This is a genomic window from Ensifer adhaerens, from assembly GCF_002007205.1.
Taxonomy (GTDB): domain Bacteria; phylum Pseudomonadota; class Alphaproteobacteria; order Rhizobiales; family Rhizobiaceae; genus Ensifer; species Ensifer adhaerens_D.
Map to the genome: position 1 here is coordinate 393,933 of NZ_LAZS01000006.1, position 15,657 is coordinate 409,589.

Consider the following 15,657-nt stretch of genomic DNA (forward strand, 5'->3'; position numbering starts at 1 on the left):
GGCCTCAATCCTTCAGAACGACGCCGGCATCTTCGCCGAAGGAAACCCAGACCTCCTGGTCGTAACCAAGCGGATCCTCGACAGCGCGCACCGCATTCAGCGACGACGCCTTGATCACGCGCCCGTCCTTCAGGCGCACGTGGAAGACGGTCATGTCGCCGAGATAGCCGATGTCCCAGATCTCGCCCTGAACGGCGTTGACCGGCGCATGAGCCGGCGGCTGGCGGCTGACGCGGATCTTTTCCGGACGGACGGCGACGGCGGACTTGCCGCCGGTCGCCGGCGTTTCGGGGGACGCCATGCGGATGGGAAAGCCGTTGGTGCCTTCAAGGCGCACATAGCCGCCTTCGGCTCCGGAAACCGCGCCCTCGAAAATGTTGACGTCGCCGATGAAGTCCGCGACGAAGCGCGAATTCGGCGCCTCGTAGATTTCAGCCGGCGTCGCCACCTGAACGACCTTGCCGTGGCTCATGACCGCGATGCGGTCGGCCATCGTCATCGCCTCTTCCTGATCGTGGGTGACGACGACGAAGGTGAGGCCGAGCTCCTGCTGCAGGTCCATAAGCTCGAATTGAGTTTCCTCGCGCAGCTTCTTGTCGAGCGCGCCGAGCGGTTCGTCGAGCAAAAGCACCTTCGGCCGCTTGGCGAGCGAGCGGGCGAGCGCGACACGCTGGCGCTGGCCGCCCGAGAGCTGGTGGGGCTTGCGCTGCGAGAATTTTTCGAGCTTGACGAGCTTCAGCATCTGGGCGACGCGCGCTGCGATATCCGCCTTCGGCATGCCATCCTGCTTCAGGCCGAAGGCGATGTTGTTCTCGACCGTCATGTGCGGGAAGAGCGCGTAGGACTGGAACATCATGTTGACCGGCCGGCGATAGGGCGGGATGCCCGCGAGGCTCTGGCCGTCGAGGATGATCTCGCCTGAGGTCGGCTGTTCAAAACCGGCGAGCATGCGCAGCAGCGTCGACTTTCCGCAGCCGGACGCGCCGAGCAGCGCGAAGAACTCGCGCGTGTAGATATCCAGCGAAAGGTCGTCGACGGCGGTGAAGTCGCCGAACCGCTTGGTCACGTTCTTGACGGAAATGAATGGCTTGGAAGCGGGATCCGCCCAAGGGGCAAAGGACCGCCGGATACTGCCGAGAGACTTCATCATCTATCCCCGAATGATACAGCCGATGGGCACTCTCGTTTTCCCCGGTGCCCCCTTAAGAAAATTGCCCGGATTTTGAGGTCCGGGCAATTCGTTTTCCGCTCTTACTGGCCGGTTACGACCTTTGTCCAGAGTCGGGTCAATACCCTCTGTTCTTTCGCCTCGAAGGGCGTCACCGTGAACAGTTTCTGCATCACCTCTTCCGTCGGATAGATGGCGGTGTCTTCCATGACGGCCTTGTCGAGGAACTGCTGCGAGGCCTTGTTGCCGTTGGCGTAGAAGACATAGTTCGACGCTTTGGCCACGACTTCGGGCTTCATCATGTAGTTGAGGAAGGCATGCGCCTCCTCGACGTGCTGCGCATCGGCGGGGATCGCGAACATGTCGAACCACATCTGGGCGCCCTGGGACGGGATCGCGTAGTCGACGGTCACGCCGGCCTTGGCTTCGGCCGCGCGGTCGCGCGCCTGGAAGACGTCGCCGGAGAAGCCGAGCGCCAGGCAGATGTCGCCATTGGCAAGCGCGTTGATGTATTCCGACGAATGGAACTTGCGCACATAGGGGCGGACGCTTGCCAAGAGTTCAGCCGCCTTTTCGAGATCGGCCGCCTCATGGCTATCCGGGTTGAGGCCGAGATAGGCGAGCGCCGACGGCATCACGTCGGTCGGAGAATCGAGGACGTGAATGCCGCAATCCTTGAACTTCGCCGCAATCTCCGGCTTGAAGAGCACGTCCCAGCTGGGCTTCTCGTCGGTGCCAAGGATCGCCTTCATCTTCTCGACATTGTAGCCGATGCCGGTCGTGCCCCACATATAGTCGATGGCGTATTCGTTGCCCGGATCGTACTTGGCCGTACGCTCCATGATCACGTCCCACATGTTGGACAGGTTCGGCAGCTTCGACTTGTCGAGCTTCTGGAACACGCCGGCGGCGATCTGCCGCTGCAGGAAGGTCGCGGTCGGAACGACGACGTCATAGCCGGAACCGCCCGCGAGCAGCTTCGTCTCGAGGATCTCGTTGGAATCGAAGACGTCGTAGACGACCTTGATGCCGGTCTCCTTGGTGAAGTCTTCCAGAATGCTGCTGTCGATATAGTCCGACCAGTTATAGACGTTGACCACGCGCTCCTGCGCCGAGGCCAGCATGGTCGAGCCGGCCAGAACGGCTGCCGCCAGGGTTGTGACGATGAGCTTGGACATACAACTCCCCTCTTGGTTTTCATTTCGGGTCCGGCGTGCCGGAACTCCGTGCAATACGCTTCGCTCAGCGCCGGAGGTTAGGCATGTTTGTTGATAACCTCAAGCGCTTTCATGCCAATGTGACGCGCCGTCGCGTCCGCCTCGCGATTTTCACAAGTCGAAGGAAAACGGGCACTTATGGCGCCAAGCGGGGCGCCGGCCTCCCACCGACCCGGCTGGCCGCCATCGCTGATCGCAGCGCTTCGGCCCGTGGACAGATCGCCATTCACGGTTGATTAACCATGACGGCCATGCGATTTTCCCGGCAGTTGTGTATCAGTATCCAGGTGTCGTCATGGGTGAGCAGGTCGTCGGCGGGAAAAGCCGCAGGATCGATCCGAAGCAGTTGAAGCGCCTGTCGGTTCTTGAGCCGCGAAAGGCCCTTGCGGCAATCGCCTTCGACTGGGCGATGATCGCCGCGGCCATCGCCGTCAGCGAGTATTTCGGCAATGTCCTCGTCTATCTGATTGCCGTGGTGCTGATCGCCGGACGCATGCATGCGCTCGGCTGCATGATCCACGAGGCCGCGCACTATCGCATCATCCGCAACCGGAAACTCAGCGACGGGATGAGCGACCTGCTGCTCGCCTGGCCGGTGCTTGCCACCGTCGACGGCTATCGCCAGAACCATCTCGCCCACCATCAGCATGCCAATACCGACGAGGATCCGGACTGGACGGCAAAGCTCGGCATGCCGCAATTCACCTTCCCGCAGAAGGTCGCGCGCGGCATCACCCAGTTGCTCGGCTACCTCGTCGCAGTCAATTCGCTGCGCGACATGCTGCATATGGCCAGGCGCATGGGCAAGAACGACCGCTCGACGCTGCCATACAAGATGCTGCGCCTCGGCTTCTACGTCGCCGCCGCCACGATATTCACGCTGCTCGGCATCTGGCGGGAAGTGGCGCTCTACTGGGTGGTGCCGTTCCTCACCTTCTTCTGCCTGTTCCTCTACATACGCAGCGTCGCCGAGCACTTCGGCAGCATGGACTATGGCGACGAGCTGACGAGTTCACGCACGGTCTATCCGCACGCCTGGGAGAAGCTGTTCTTCGCCCCCCACAACATCAACTACCACCTGGAGCACCATCTCTATCCCGGCGTGCCGTTCTACAATCTGCCGGAACTGCACGCGATCCTGATGCGCAACAAAGCCTATGCGGACAAGGCGCATATCACCCGCGGCTACACCACCGGGCTACCGGCGGAATGCTTCGCCGTCAACGCGCCGCTTTTGCCGAACCAACACCCCGTCAGCTACTGAAAATCGAAGACGCTGAGCCCGGTCGCCATCTCGTCGAGCCCGAGCGGACGGGTGATCGGCGGCTCGGCGCGCGCCAGACACCCCTGGCGCTCGCAGAGCCGACAGGCGGCGCCGATCGCGACTGCCGGCGGCAGCGCGGAACCATAGACGGTCTCGTCGGCAAACGACGCTTCGCAGCCTAGAAGCAGGGCCGTGCGCCGGACGCGCTCGTGGAACGCCGCCTGCGGCCCCTCCAGCGTGCGCGCCACCGTCAGGAACGCAGCCCCATCGGGCATCTCGACCCGATCGACCAGCACCTGCCCCGGCATCGAAAAGGTGGCGTGGATGTTGAGCTTCGGACAGCCGCCGCCGAACTTCGCCTGGGGGAACCCCGAAGCGCCGGCCCGTCGCAGCCGGTGGCCGGCGCTGTCGATCTCCATCAGAAAGAACGGCAGCCCTTGGGCGCCCGGCCGTTGCAGCATGGTCAGCCGGTTGGCCGCCTGTTCGAACGAGACCTGGAAACGGGCACGCAGGACATCGATGTCGTACTTTGCCCGCTGCGCGGCGGCGAGGAAAGCAGCATAGGGCATCATCAACGCGTGCGCGCCATAGCGCGCCAGTTCGAAGCGGGCGATGCGGCGCGCTTCCGCAGTCGATAGCCGCAAGGCTGCGAGTTCGGCCATGATCGCCTCGTGGCAGGCAATCGACACGGCCTCCATGGCGATCTCGCGCAACTGATCGTAGGGCGACAACCGTTCGGAGACGAAGAGGCGCATGGAGTGCCTGTCGAAGCGACGGCGCAGGTTCGGCATGGCATGGACCGGCAGGCTGCGAACGACGAGGCCGTGTTCCTTCTTCAGCCAGGCCTTGAGCGCGCCGATGAGATCGTCACCCGGCGACAGCGCCTCGTGGAAGGTTTCCGCCGCCGCCTCGATGCCGGCAAAATAGTTCGGCCGCGCCTCGAAGGTCTCGCGTACCTCATCCATCGGCAGCCGTGTGCCGGACAGCGCCTCCATGTGCCCCTGCCCGGCCAGGAGGTCGGCCAAGTCCTTGAGGCGCGCTGCCTGCTCGCGATAGGCGCGATAGAGTTTGACGACGCCGCCGGCGGCATTGGGCGCGGCTTCCGCCACCTCGATCAGCTCCTGCTCTCCCGGCAGCTCGGCTGACAGCAGCGGATCAGCGAACACTTCGCGCAATTGCGTGAGGCTGCCACCGGTTTCGCCCTGCAATTCATCGAGATCGACCTTGTAGACCGAGGCGAGCTTGAGCAGCAGCTGTACCGTCAATGGCCGCTGGTTGCGCTCGATCAGATTGAGGTAGGACGGCGAGATGCCGAGCGCCTCGGCCATGGCCGTCTGGGTCAGCGACAGGCCGTTGCGGATGCGCCTGACACGCGGACCGGCGAAGATCTTGTTCTCGGCCATTTGTAACTACCTTTACAAGCTTCGGAGCATACGGCGCTTTACATCTTTTACAAATTTACTTCGCGCACCTGTCAAAGGCAAGACAAGATAACCCTTTTGATCACGCCGATTCATTGTTTCCAATAGCCGAGTACCGCAGCGCAATGTAAAAACTGTCACATGAACTCGAAACACAAGACGCCACGCGACGAAAGTCGAATGGGTATCTGATTTTGCCAGGAGGAAGTAATGACTGATTTTTACAAGCTCGTTCCCAGCGCACCGCAAGGCCGCTTCGATGGCGTCGACCGCCCCTACACCGCAGAGACCGTGAAGCGGCTGCGCGGGTCGGTCGAGATCCGCTACTCGCTGGCCGAGATGGGCGCGAACCGCTTGTGGAAGCTCATTCACGAGGAAGACTTCGTCAACGCTCTCGGCGCGCTCTCGGGTAACCAGGCCATGCAGATGGTGCGCGCCGGCCTGCAGGCGATCTATCTCTCCGGCTGGCAGGTCGCGGCCGACGCCAACACCGCCTCGGCGATGTATCCCGACCAGTCGCTTTATCCGGCGAATGCCGCGCCCGAACTGGCAAAGCGCATCAACCGCACGCTGCAGCGTGCCGACCAGATCGAGACGTCGGAAGGCAAGGGCCTTTCGGTCGACACCTGGTTCGCGCCGATCGTCGCCGATGCCGAAGCCGGTTTCGGCGGCCCGCTCAACGCCTTCGAGATCATGAAGGCCTTCATCGAGGCGGGCGCGGCCGGCGTCCACTACGAGGACCAGCTCGCGTCCGAAAAGAAGTGCGGTCACTTGGGCGGCAAGGTGCTGATCCCGACGGCGGCACACATCCGCAACCTGAACGCGGCACGGCTTGCCGCCGACGTCATGGGCACGCCGACGCTGGTCATCGCCCGTACCGATGCGGAAGCGGCCAAGCTGCTGACGTCGGATATCGATGAGCGCGATCGCCCCTTCGTCGACTACGATGCCGGCCGCACGGTGGAAGGCTTCTACCAGGTGAAGAACGGGCTCGAGCCCTGCATTGCCCGCGCCATCGCCTATGCGCCGCATTGCGACCTCATCTGGTGCGAAACCTCGAAGCCGGATCTGGAACAGGCCCGCAAGTTCGCCGAGGGCGTACACAAGGCGCATCCGGGCAAGCTGCTCGCCTACAATTGCTCGCCGTCGTTCAACTGGAAAAAGAACCTCGACGACGCGACGATCGCCAAGTTCCAGCGAGAGCTCGGCACGATGGGCTACAAGTTCCAGTTCATCACGCTTGCCGGCTTCCACCAGCTGAACTTCGGAATGTTCGAACTGGCGCGCGGCTACAAGGCGCGACAGATGGCCGCCTACTCGGAACTGCAGGAGGCGGAATTCGCCGCCGAGGTCAACGGCTACACCGCCACCAAGCACCAGCGCGAAGTCGGCACCGGCTATTTCGACGCCGTCTCGATGGCGATCACCGGCGGCCAGTCCTCGACAACCGCCATGAAGGAATCGACCGAGCACGACCAGTTCCGCCCGGCCGCAGAGTGAAAGCCCGGCGGGAGCGTGGCAATCCCTGCCCGCTGCGCTCCTGCCGACCCCGGTAAATGAAATGGATGCAGGCGGAAAACCGCAAGCACCTTCAGCCTCGAACCTCAAGGAGAAGTCCAATGACAGTTCAGACACGCGTCAAGGAACGGGCCGAGGAACAGTCTTCGGCGATGACCCCGGACCAGCAGGCAGCAATCCGCATGGTCGCCAACGATCTGCACCGCCTCAACCAATCCGTGATGAAGGCCGTCGATGCCGGCGTTTCGGTCGAACTCGTCCGTTCGGCCCGGCACCACGGTGGCGAGGGCAACTGGGGCGACCTGCTGATCCCTGTTATCGTGACCCAGGGCCGGCCATGACGCCCGCCGCAATGATGCTTGCGGCTATCCTGCTGGCAACGCTACCGCCGCGCCGCATGGCTGTAGCCGTCAGCGCGACAGCAACCAAAAGTTGATGTTGGCAAAGTGAGAAAAAGCAGGAGAAATCGGAATGGCCGGCTCGATGCCGGCTATTCTGCGTTGCTGGCAAGGCAATGGACGCAACGAGTGCTTGCTCTCACTATTTCAAGTTGATCGAATCCGTTATGCCTGGCTATATTAGATACACCTGTCTTAGGCAAAGGCACGCATGTATCGTTCGACGAAACCTGCAGATACCGCCGAACTGACGGAGCTGATCTACGGCGCCGCCTTTGGCGATTGCGGCTGGCAGGATTTTCTCGACCGGCTGACGACGACCATGCCTGGTGGGCGCTCCGCGCTCCACTACCACGATCTCACAGCGCCAGCGTCCTGCGTGCCCTATGTCTCCGGCTTTACCCCCGAGGCCATCGACCAGTTCAACAATCATTTCGCAGCGATCAATCCCTGGATACCGAAATCGGTGCTTGTGCCGGTGGGCCGCGGCCTTTCCGGCGAGCATATCGTCTCGCGCTCTGAGCTGACGAAATCGGAATTCTACAATGACTGGCTGAAGAGCCAGACCGGCTGCGAGACCACCGTCGGCGTGACCATCGTGCGCAGCCCGACGCGGACCATGCTCCTATCAACCTGCACCTCGTCGACCGACGAGGAACTCAACCAGCAGGCGGCAGACCAGTACACGCTTCTTGCGCCGCATCTGAAGCGCGCCTTCGACTTCCTGCGGCGGCGCGACCTGATGATGGCCGAGCAGCACGAAGGCCGAACCCTGCTCGATACGATCGGCGTCGGCGTGATCTATGTGGGCGACAATCTGCGCATCCGCTCGATGAACCACAACGCCGAACGAATGGCGGCGAACGGCGCGCCGTTCCGGGTCGCGGTCAACGGCCGTCTGTTCATGGACGAACCGCAAACCAACGCGGCGCTCGAGCTCCTGGCCTCGCCGGTCGGCACTCCGGCACAGCCGCAACTTCGCGTCGTCAGGACGGCGGAGCACGGCGCTTTCCGCATTACCTTGGTGCGGCGAAGCGCCAGCATCTTTACCGAACTTCTCGACGGACCGACCGTGGCGGTTCTGATCGAGCCTGCGACCTCGCTGCTAAGCGATCTCAGGCACGACCATCTGAAAGCCAATTACGGCCTGACGCCCGCCGAAATCCGCATCGCCTGCGGCATCGCCGCCGGCCTGACGCTGAAGGAAATGTCGCAGGCCAACGGCGTCAGCTACGAAACGACCCGGACGCAGCTCAAGAGCATCTACGCCAAGACCCGGGTCAATTCGCAGGCAGCGCTCGTCAAACTGCTGATGCGCTGACCGCAAGAGCGCGAAAGATTCAGACGGCAATGCGTTCTGCGGCGGGTCTGAAACCGATGCCACCGCCTCAGTTCCGGCGCGGCCGCTTTCCGGCAAAGATATCCACGTGACTGCGCAGCAATCGGGTCATGCGATCGACAACGGTTCGTATCTCCTTGCGATGCCGATCCTCGTTGTTCATCACGATCCATTGCCGGTGCCGGAGCGCCGGGATCTCGTCGCCGGCACGCTCCAGCATCGGATCGAGATCGCCGACGAAACAGGGAAGCACCGCACAGCCGGCGCCGGCGCGCGCGAGATCGAGCAGCGAGCGCGGCCGCGTGACCGTGGCGACGATCCGCCCCGCTCCTCCCCCTTTCACCTGCTCGTGCGGCCAGCGGAGATAGGCGGAGATCGCCTCCTCCTCGCCGACCGCCACCCATCGCGCGCTGGCGCTCGGCGGGGCGTTCTTCTGGCGATAGGCCGCGTAGGCGACGTCGCCGACCGGACTTGCCGCCAGATAGGCTTCCTCCGGCTCGAAGGCGCGGATGCCGATATCGGTCTCACGGTAGGCGAGGCTGGCGCGCGTTTCGCCAACCGTTATCGCCAGGCTGAAACCATCCCTTTCGGTGCAAAGAGCCGGAAAGTTCTCCGCCAGCAGCCAGGCGATCCAGGTGCCGACAGTGATGCGGACGGTCGCGCCCTCGCCTTCCTGGCGCCAGCTCTCGACCCGGCGCGCCGCGGACTCCATTTCCTGAAGCTGCTCGAAGAGAAGTTCGCCGTCGCCGGTGAGCTGGTAGCCGGTCTGGCTGCGGGCAAACAGCGCGCGGCCCGTGCGCTCCTCAAGCTCCAGCATCCGCCGGCCGACGGTCGCCGGGCTGGAGCCGAGCGCCAACGCCGCCCCGGTAAGCCCGCCGGCGCGTGCCACGCTCATGAAACAGCGATAGATATCCCAATCCATGTCTTTCATTGGTGAAAAACATAGAGCGATATCCGATGTATGTAAAACTGCTTTTGCTGCATAAAAGAAGTGATGCCCATCAAATAGGGAGCATCACGATGGAAATGATGGCAATGGTCTATATCGCCGACATGGCCCTGAAAACGCGCCGCTGGGACGAGGATTTCGATCCGAAACCGCCCGGCCTTCTACGTCGGACCTTCACAACACTCGCGGCCGCGGTCACCAAGCGACGCAAGAGCAGCCTCTGCGCCGATAGAAAAAGCACCGCGAAGCCCTGCGGCCACGCGGTGCAATGTTAGCCCCTGCCCTTGTTATGCCGCACGGCACCGGTTGCCGTGCTTTCGGCTGGCGGTGTTGCCTGCCGCCAGCGAAACCGTCTACCGCACGCCTCAGGCCGCCCGGTAGTTGTCGTAGTCTTCCGCCGCCGGCTCCAGCCGGAACTGCTCCACCAGCATCATCAGCGTGTCGGCCTGGTTTGAGAGCGCGCGGCTCGTCGCCGTCGCCTCTTCCACCATCGAGGCGTTCTGCTGCGTCATCTGATCCATCTGGTTGACCGAGCCGTTGACCTCGTTGAGCGCCACGGCCTGGTCGCGGCTCGCGGTCGCGATCATCTCGACATGCTGGCTGACCGTGACGATCTGGGCGCTGATCGAGGCGAGCACTTCGCCGGTTTCCTTGACCAGGTGCGAGCCGGCATTGACCTCGTTGGTCGACTTGTTGATCAAGCCCTTGATCTCGCGCGCGGCTTCTGCCGAGCGCTGCGCCAGTTCACGCACTTCCTGGGCGACGACGGCAAATCCCTTGCCGGCCTCACCAGCGCGTGCCGCCTCAATGCCGGCATTCAGCGCCAGGAGGTTGGTCTGGAAGGCGATGTCGTCGATCACCTCGATGATCTGCTCGATCTGGCGCGAGGCCTCCTCGATGCGTCCCATGGCGGCGATCGCGTTGGTGACGACGGTGGCCGAACTGTCGGCGCTGCGTTTCGTCTGGATCACCGCATGGTTGGCTTCGCCGGCACGCTCGGCCGACGAGCGGACCGTGACGGTGATCTGGTCGACGGCGGCTGCGGTCTCTTCGAGCGAGGCCGCCTGGGCCTCGGTGCGCTTCGACAGCGAATCTGCCGCATGATGCATGTTGGAGCCGCTCTCCTGGATCGCCTGCGCATTGGCGCGGATCTGGGCGAGCGTGTCCTGGAGGCGGATCAGCGAACCGTTGAAGTCCTGGCGCAACTGCTCCAGGCGACCGTGGAACGGCACGTCGATCTGGCGCGACAGGTCGCCCTGGGCCAGGCGGCCGAGACCGGCGGCAAGTTCGCTGACGGCGAGATCGATCTGGCGATCGAGCTCGCGCTTTTCCTGGTCGTTGCGGCTACGCTCGATTTCGGCGCGGGAACGCTGCTCCTCGCTTTCCGCCTCGATGCGGACCTTGGAGAGCGCATTCTCCTTGAACACGCCGAGCGCACGCGCCATGTCGCCGATCTCGTCGCGGCGACCGTCGCCGTCGATCGTCGTGTCGAGGCGGCCATCGGCAAGACGACGCATCGCCGCGGTGATCTGGCCGATCGGCTTCTTCAGCGTCAGCGTCAGCGCGATGCCGGCCAGAAGCGCGATGACGACGCCGGCAACGGTGGCGGCGACCGAGATCTGGTTCGCCTCGTTACGCTCGGTTCCGGCGGCAACCTTCTGCTGTTCGGCAAATTCGGTTAGGTCGGTCCAGATCTGGTTGATCGACTGCCCGGCAGCGTCGAAGTCTGCCTTGCGCTTGACGGTGATCTCGACGAGCGCTGCCGCATCTTTCTTCATCGCGGTCAGGATCGGCATCAGCGTGTCGGCGATCTTGTCGAAAGAGGCACCGTCGCTCGCAACGCCGCGAAGCGTCGCCATGTTCTGTTGAACCGCGAGCGACTTGTCGAGCAGCTTCTGCCGGTTGCCCTCGTTCGTCTGGCCCATGAAGGTGGCGGCGGAAATCTGGATATCGGTGATCGACGACGAAAGCCTGCGGGTGGCCGTCAGAACCGATTCCGTCGTGACGATCTGTTCGTCGAGTTCGGCAAAAATCCGCGTGGCGTCACGCATCTTGCCGACGGAAGCCGCCTCCAGGCGGAAGCTCGCGGTGCGGAAGCGGTCGACATATTTGGAAATGCCGGCAAGCGTTTCCGGCCCCGCCGGCGCCTTCAGGATCGCGCCGATCTCGCTCGAGGCCGAGGTGATGGTTTCGGTGAGCGACTTTTCGTCCTTCGGCAGCAGGCGGAAGATATCACGCTCGGTGCGGCCGATCATCGGGAAGCGTTCCTTGACCGCCTTCAGCTTCTCCTCAACGGTGATCGCCTTGCTCACTTCGGTGCCGAACTCGTTGAAGAAGCGGCTTGCGCGCATCAGCTTTTCGGCTTCGCGCAGCATGGTCTTGGCGGCGTTCTCGCTCTTGCGAACGGCATATTGCAGCCGGTTCGATTCCTCATTGATCTTGGCGCGCTCGATGAGCAAGGCGTCCAGGTTGGCGGTCATCGCCTTACGCAGATCCTGCTCGCCGACATGCAGCGTCCAAAGGCCGCCGATGCGTGTCTCGATGTCGGCCGTCGCTGCGATCGCGGCCTTCAATTCGTCCTGGCCGCTCTGGCCGGCGACCTGCGCTGCCGTCTCGGCGAGCACGTCCTTCTGCGCCGAGATCGTCGATTGCACGGCATCACGGGTTTCTTCGGTCGTCGAATGCAGGAAGGCGTTCATGCCCGCATAGACATCCTTGAAGCCGCTCAAGGTCTGCAACACGCTGTTGGAAATCTCCATGCGTCCCTGAAGCAGGCCGGATGCATAGAGGCCGGTGATGCCGACAGCACAGATGCTGACGACGAAGGGCAGGATGAAAAACAGCACCTTCGTCTGGATCTTGAAGCGGGCAAGAATTCTATCGATGAACATGGAAAACACCTTGGCTCGCAGCTCGCATTCGCCTCCCCCGACGGCTCAAATGTCTTCGCACTCAACGACAGGGCGTGAATGTGCGAACGATCGAGAGCCACCCGATGCGCAAACAGGCTGATGTTTTTCGAAAATCATGCGGCGCACACCGCCAGTCCGTCAGCAATCATTGCGGATCCACGGCGCCACTCCTCGGCAACGTGAACCTGACGAAACTCACATCGTCACACTATCTGTTTTGAACGATTAAAATTTGTATAAGCGCGTTTCACCCACGGTAGAAATTCCGAAGGGCTGCGCGGACGCGTCAAATGCGTCCGAGAGACGGCCGCTCTGGGCCGCTCCCTGAAATCAGAACCAAAGAGCCGGAAGGGCTGCGAGGGCGGCAACGGCAAACAATGCAATCAAGGCGAGGCGCGTCAGTACGGCCTTCTGCTGACGGCTTTCATCGGTGCGGGCGATCGCGATGGCGCGGGGACGGCGGCGGATATGGTTCATGGCATCCTGTCCTTGTCACATTGACCGGCAACGTTCGGTCCGGATGACCAGCATTGCCTGTCACGGTTATATTGCAGCCATGCCGCGGCGGAAGAAAGTCACAAAATCGGAAACAGTGTTATTTCCGTTTACGCGACAATCCGATCCCACCAACTGCCGGCTGTGCCGACAAGGATAAAGGTTCGGCGAGATACATTAACAATCACTGAAGCGCGACCCGCCAAAAGCGGGGAGATCAGGCGTCCTGACCGGCAGCAAAGCCCGACGCCCAGGCCCATTGGAAATTGTAGCCGCCGAGCCAACCGGTCACATCGACGCATTCGCCGATGAAGTAGAGCCCCGGCGCCGCTTTTGCCTGCATCGTCTTGGAGTCGAGCCCGTTGGTATCGACGCCGCCAAGCGTGACTTCGGCCGTACGGTAGCCTTCCGACCCCGCCGGCTTGATCGTCCAGGCCTGGATCGAGGCCGCGAGCTGGTTGATCGTCTTGTCCGAGAGGTCGGCAAGCTGGCGTCCGGTCAGCTTCGCACCGTCTGCGAAAAATTGTGCCAGCCGGCGCGGCAGGATATCGCCGAGCGCCGTCTGCGCCGCCTGCTTGCCGTGGGTGCGGCGCATCTCCTTGAGGATCGCGGCAATATCGATGTCGGGCATCAACCTGAGCATGATCTCCTGCCCTTCGCGCCAATAGGAGGAGATCTGCAGGATGGCCGGGCCGCTCAGGCCGCGATGGGTGATCAGAACCGCCTCTCGGAAGGCGGTCTTACCCGATCGTGCTTCCGCATCCGCCGCAACGCCGGCCAGTTCGCCGATGGTTTCGAGCTGTGCCGGGTCGAGCGTCAACGGCACGAGACCGGGCCGCGTTTCGACCATGGCAAGGCCGAACTGCTCGGCGACCTTGTAGGCAAGTCCGGTCGCGCCCATCTTCGGGATCGACTTGCCGCCGCTGGCAATGACCAGCGACTGCGCATCGATCGGTCCCTCGCCCGTCATCACCCGAAAACCGGCGCCATGGCGCTCGACGCTCTCGATCGTCGTTTCGAGGCGAAGGTCGGCATGTACGTCGCGCAATTCGGCAAGCAGCATCTTGATGACGTCTTTTGCCGAATGGTCGCAGAAGAGCTGGCCGAGGGTCTTCTCGTGCCAGGCAATGCCGTGCTTTTCGACAAGGGCAAGGAAGTCGCGTGGCGTGTAGCGCGCCAGCGCCGACTTTGAGAAATGCGGGTTGGCCGACAGGAAGTTCTTCGGTCCCGCATGGATGTTGGTGAAATTGCAGCGGCCACCGCCGGAGATGCGGATCTTTTCGCCCGGCGCCTTGGCATGGTCGAGCACGGCCACGCGGCGGCCGCGCTTGCCCGCCTCGATGGCGCACATCATGCCGGCGGCACCGGCGCCAATGATGACCACATCTGTCTTTTCAGCCACGAAATACTCCGCTCGTTTGTCCTTCCATTCCGGGGGCAAAGCAGAAAGTCAATGATCAAGCCCATCTAGCCAATTGCCAATCTGTGGTTATGATGCGCTATCCGAAGCCAAAACCGGTGATTTATGCCCTCCAAGAGAAGTGCTGCCCAACAAACAACGAAAATCAGCAAAACTTCGAAAATACCCCCCGCCCTCCACTCCCTCCGAGGTGTAAAGACCTGGAAGGAAGCCACGGACTGGCTCAAGATCCGCGGCATCGAAGACGTTGAATGCATCACGCCCGACCTTGCCGGCGTTCCGCGCGGCAAGATGATGCCGACATCGAAGTTCACCTCCAATACCTCGCTGGCGCTGCCCTCGGCGGTCTACCGCCACACGATCTCGGGCGAATATCCTGATGAAACCGGCCAGTTCCGCTACGATTCCCGCGACAGCGACATCAAGCTCGTGCCCGATCTCTCGACCCTTTCGGTCGTGCCCTGGGAGACCGACCCGACGGCGCAGGTGATCTGCGACATCGTCGGCTCGCAGGGCGAGCAGATCAGCTACACGCCGCGCAACGTGCTGAAGCGCGTGGTCGATCTCTACAAGCAGAAAGGCTGGAAGCCGGTCGTCGCACCCGAGATCGAATTCTACCTCGTCGCCACCAATGACGATCCCGATTATCCGCTGCATCCGCCGAAGGGGCGTTCCGGGCGCTCGATCCTCGGCGGCCAAGGCTATTCGATCGCCGGCATCAACGAATTCGACGAACTGATCGACGACATCTACCACTTCTCGGAGAAACAGGGTCTCGAGATCGATACCCTGATCCACGAAGAAGGGCCGGCGCAGCTTGAAATCAACCTGCGCCACGGCGATCCGATCGAGCTGGCCGACCAGGTCTTCCTGTTCAAACGGACGATCCGCGAGGCGGCGCTGAAGCACGGCATCTATGCCACCTTCATGGCAAAGCCGATGCAGGGCCAGCCGGGCTCGGCGATGCACATTCACCAGTCGGTGGTCGAGATCAACACCGGCCGAAACCTGTTCTCCAACCCGGACGGTTCCGCATCGAAGGAGTTCTTCCACTTCATCGGCGGCATGCAGCACTATGTGCCGCGCACGCTGGTGATGATGGCGCCCTATGTGAACTCCTTCCGCCGGCTGACGCCCGACATGTCGGCGCCGGTCAATACCGCATGGGGTTACGACAACCGCACCACCGCTTTCCGCATCCCCGTGTCTGAACCGGTCGCCCGGCGCATCGAGAACCGGCTGCCGAGCTCGGATGCCAATCCCTACCTGGCGCTCGCGGCCTCGCTTGCCTGCGGTTATCTCGGCATCATCGAACAGCGCGAACCGACGGCGCCGACCGAGGACACGGCCAACGAGGGCGAGATCGACTTGCCCCGCGGCCTGCTCGAAGCCGTTGCGCTGCTGGAATCGGCACCGTCGCTGGCCGAGGTGCTGAGCCCGGAGTTCATCGCCATCTATGCCGGCGTCAAACGCGGCGAGTTCGAGACCTTCATGCAGGTCATCAGTCCCTGGGAACGCGAATTCCTGCTTCTCAACGTCTGACCTCAGAGGTTCTC

14 protein-coding genes are annotated in these 15,657 nt (G+C 62.6%); 7 read left to right on the forward strand and 7 right to left on the reverse strand.

Translation table 11 applies throughout. The features are described from left to right. Positions 1–4: 4 nt before the first annotated feature. The gene (locus XB14_RS14545; protein ID WP_077962924.1) at positions 5–1,147 is read right to left on the reverse strand and encodes an ABC transporter ATP-binding protein; all 1,143 of its coding nucleotides are present in this window, start codon (positions 1,145–1,147) and stop codon (positions 5–7) included. A 104-nt stretch (positions 1,148–1,251) separates the two neighbouring features. Next, complete coding sequence (locus tag XB14_RS14550; protein ID WP_077962308.1) at positions 1,252–2,346, reverse strand: polyamine ABC transporter substrate-binding protein; 1,095 nt, start codon at positions 2,344–2,346, stop codon at positions 1,252–1,254. Between the two features lie 83 nt (positions 2,347–2,429). Between XB14_RS14550 and XB14_RS32670 the strand changes: the two genes are divergently transcribed. Continuing rightward, positions 2,430–2,621, forward strand: coding sequence for a hypothetical protein (locus XB14_RS32670; RefSeq protein ID WP_143348386.1), 192 nt, complete (start codon positions 2,430–2,432; stop codon positions 2,619–2,621). Between the two features lie 59 nt (positions 2,622–2,680). After that, positions 2,681–3,649, forward strand: a complete 969-nt coding sequence (locus XB14_RS14560) for a fatty acid desaturase family protein (protein ID WP_077962310.1) — start codon at positions 2,681–2,683, stop codon at positions 3,647–3,649. On the opposite strand, the gene XB14_RS14565 is transcribed toward XB14_RS14560, so the two are convergent. After that, positions 3,643–5,052 (reverse strand): helix-turn-helix domain-containing protein, encoded by a 1,410-nt coding sequence (locus XB14_RS14565; RefSeq protein WP_077962311.1) that lies wholly within the window; start codon positions 5,050–5,052, stop codon positions 3,643–3,645. The genes XB14_RS14560 and XB14_RS14565 overlap by 7 nt on opposite strands. A gap of 228 nt (positions 5,053–5,280) precedes the next feature. Between XB14_RS14565 and aceA the strand changes: the two genes are divergently transcribed. From aceA to XB14_RS14580, 3 genes are all read left to right on the forward strand, one after another. Beyond that, positions 5,281–6,570 (forward strand): isocitrate lyase, encoded by a 1,290-nt coding sequence (gene aceA / locus XB14_RS14570; RefSeq protein ID WP_077962312.1) that lies wholly within the window; start codon positions 5,281–5,283, stop codon positions 6,568–6,570. Between the two features lie 119 nt (positions 6,571–6,689). Continuing rightward, entirely contained in the window at positions 6,690–6,929 is a 240-nt protein-coding gene (locus tag XB14_RS14575) for a hypothetical protein (RefSeq protein WP_034800815.1), read from the forward strand. 268 nt (positions 6,930–7,197) lie between these two features. Beyond that, positions 7,198–8,307, forward strand: coding sequence for a helix-turn-helix transcriptional regulator (locus XB14_RS14580; RefSeq protein ID WP_077962313.1), 1,110 nt, complete (start codon positions 7,198–7,200; stop codon positions 8,305–8,307). Between the two features lie 67 nt (positions 8,308–8,374). On the opposite strand, the gene XB14_RS14585 is transcribed toward XB14_RS14580, so the two are convergent. Then, entirely contained in the window at positions 8,375–9,256 is an 882-nt protein-coding gene (locus XB14_RS14585) for a LysR family transcriptional regulator (protein WP_077962314.1), read from the reverse strand. Between the two features lie 26 nt (positions 9,257–9,282). On the opposite strand from XB14_RS14585, the gene XB14_RS14590 reads away from it, so the two are divergent. Beyond that, positions 9,283–9,549 (forward strand): hypothetical protein, encoded by a 267-nt coding sequence (locus tag XB14_RS14590; RefSeq protein ID WP_143348387.1) that lies wholly within the window; start codon positions 9,283–9,285, stop codon positions 9,547–9,549. Positions 9,550–9,639: 90 nt separating this feature from the next. Here XB14_RS14590 and XB14_RS14595 read toward each other — a convergent pair whose 3' ends face one another. The 3 genes from XB14_RS14595 to XB14_RS14600 all read right to left on the reverse strand — a co-directional run bounded on the left by XB14_RS14595 (position 9,640) and on the right by XB14_RS14600 (position 14,083). Then, positions 9,640–12,165: a methyl-accepting chemotaxis protein gene (locus XB14_RS14595; protein WP_077962316.1), complete on the reverse strand. Its 2,526-nt coding sequence runs from the start codon at positions 12,163–12,165 to the stop codon at positions 9,640–9,642. Between the two features lie 351 nt (positions 12,166–12,516). Continuing rightward, positions 12,517–12,663 carry a hypothetical protein gene (locus XB14_RS33255; RefSeq protein WP_179119594.1) on the reverse strand — a complete coding sequence of 49 codons (147 nt, stop codon included), beginning with the start codon at positions 12,661–12,663 and terminating at the stop codon, positions 12,517–12,519. A 235-nt stretch (positions 12,664–12,898) separates the two neighbouring features. Beyond that, positions 12,899–14,083 carry an NAD(P)/FAD-dependent oxidoreductase gene (locus XB14_RS14600; RefSeq protein WP_077962317.1) on the reverse strand — a complete coding sequence of 395 codons (1,185 nt, stop codon included), beginning with the start codon at positions 14,081–14,083 and terminating at the stop codon, positions 12,899–12,901. 123 nt (positions 14,084–14,206) lie between these two features. Between XB14_RS14600 and XB14_RS14605 the strand changes: the two genes are divergently transcribed. Continuing rightward, the gene (locus XB14_RS14605) at positions 14,207–15,643 is read left to right on the forward strand and encodes a glutamine synthetase family protein (protein ID WP_034800800.1); all 1,437 of its coding nucleotides are present in this window, start codon (positions 14,207–14,209) and stop codon (positions 15,641–15,643) included. Positions 15,644–15,657: the final 14 nt, after the last annotated feature.

Bases quoted from the DNA above. Each gene is read 5' to 3' on its own strand.
- XB14_RS14545 (WP_077962924.1), bottom strand. From the start codon at position 1,147: ATGAAGTCTCTCGGCAGTATCCGGCGGTCCTTTGCCCCTTGGGCGGAT.
- XB14_RS14550 (WP_077962308.1), bottom strand. From the start codon at position 2,346: ATGTCCAAGCTCATCGTCACAACCCTGGCGGCAGCCGTTCTGGCCGGC.
- XB14_RS32670 (WP_143348386.1), top strand. From the start codon at position 2,430: ATGTTTGTTGATAACCTCAAGCGCTTTCATGCCAATGTGACGCGCCGT.
- XB14_RS14560 (WP_077962310.1), top strand. From the start codon at position 2,681: ATGGGTGAGCAGGTCGTCGGCGGGAAAAGCCGCAGGATCGATCCGAAG.
- XB14_RS14565 (WP_077962311.1), bottom strand. From the start codon at position 5,052: ATGGCCGAGAACAAGATCTTCGCCGGTCCGCGTGTCAGGCGCATCCGC.
- aceA (WP_077962312.1), top strand. From the start codon at position 5,281: ATGACTGATTTTTACAAGCTCGTTCCCAGCGCACCGCAAGGCCGCTTC.
- XB14_RS14575 (WP_034800815.1), top strand. From the start codon at position 6,690: ATGACAGTTCAGACACGCGTCAAGGAACGGGCCGAGGAACAGTCTTCG.
- XB14_RS14580 (WP_077962313.1), top strand. From the start codon at position 7,198: ATGTATCGTTCGACGAAACCTGCAGATACCGCCGAACTGACGGAGCTG.
- XB14_RS14585 (WP_077962314.1), bottom strand. From the start codon at position 9,256: ATGAAAGACATGGATTGGGATATCTATCGCTGTTTCATGAGCGTGGCA.
- XB14_RS14590 (WP_143348387.1), top strand. From the start codon at position 9,283: ATGTATGTAAAACTGCTTTTGCTGCATAAAAGAAGTGATGCCCATCAA.
- XB14_RS14595 (WP_077962316.1), bottom strand. From the start codon at position 12,165: ATGTTCATCGATAGAATTCTTGCCCGCTTCAAGATCCAGACGAAGGTG.
- XB14_RS33255 (WP_179119594.1), bottom strand. From the start codon at position 12,663: ATGAACCATATCCGCCGCCGTCCCCGCGCCATCGCGATCGCCCGCACC.
- XB14_RS14605 (WP_034800800.1), top strand. From the start codon at position 14,207: ATGCCCTCCAAGAGAAGTGCTGCCCAACAAACAACGAAAATCAGCAAA.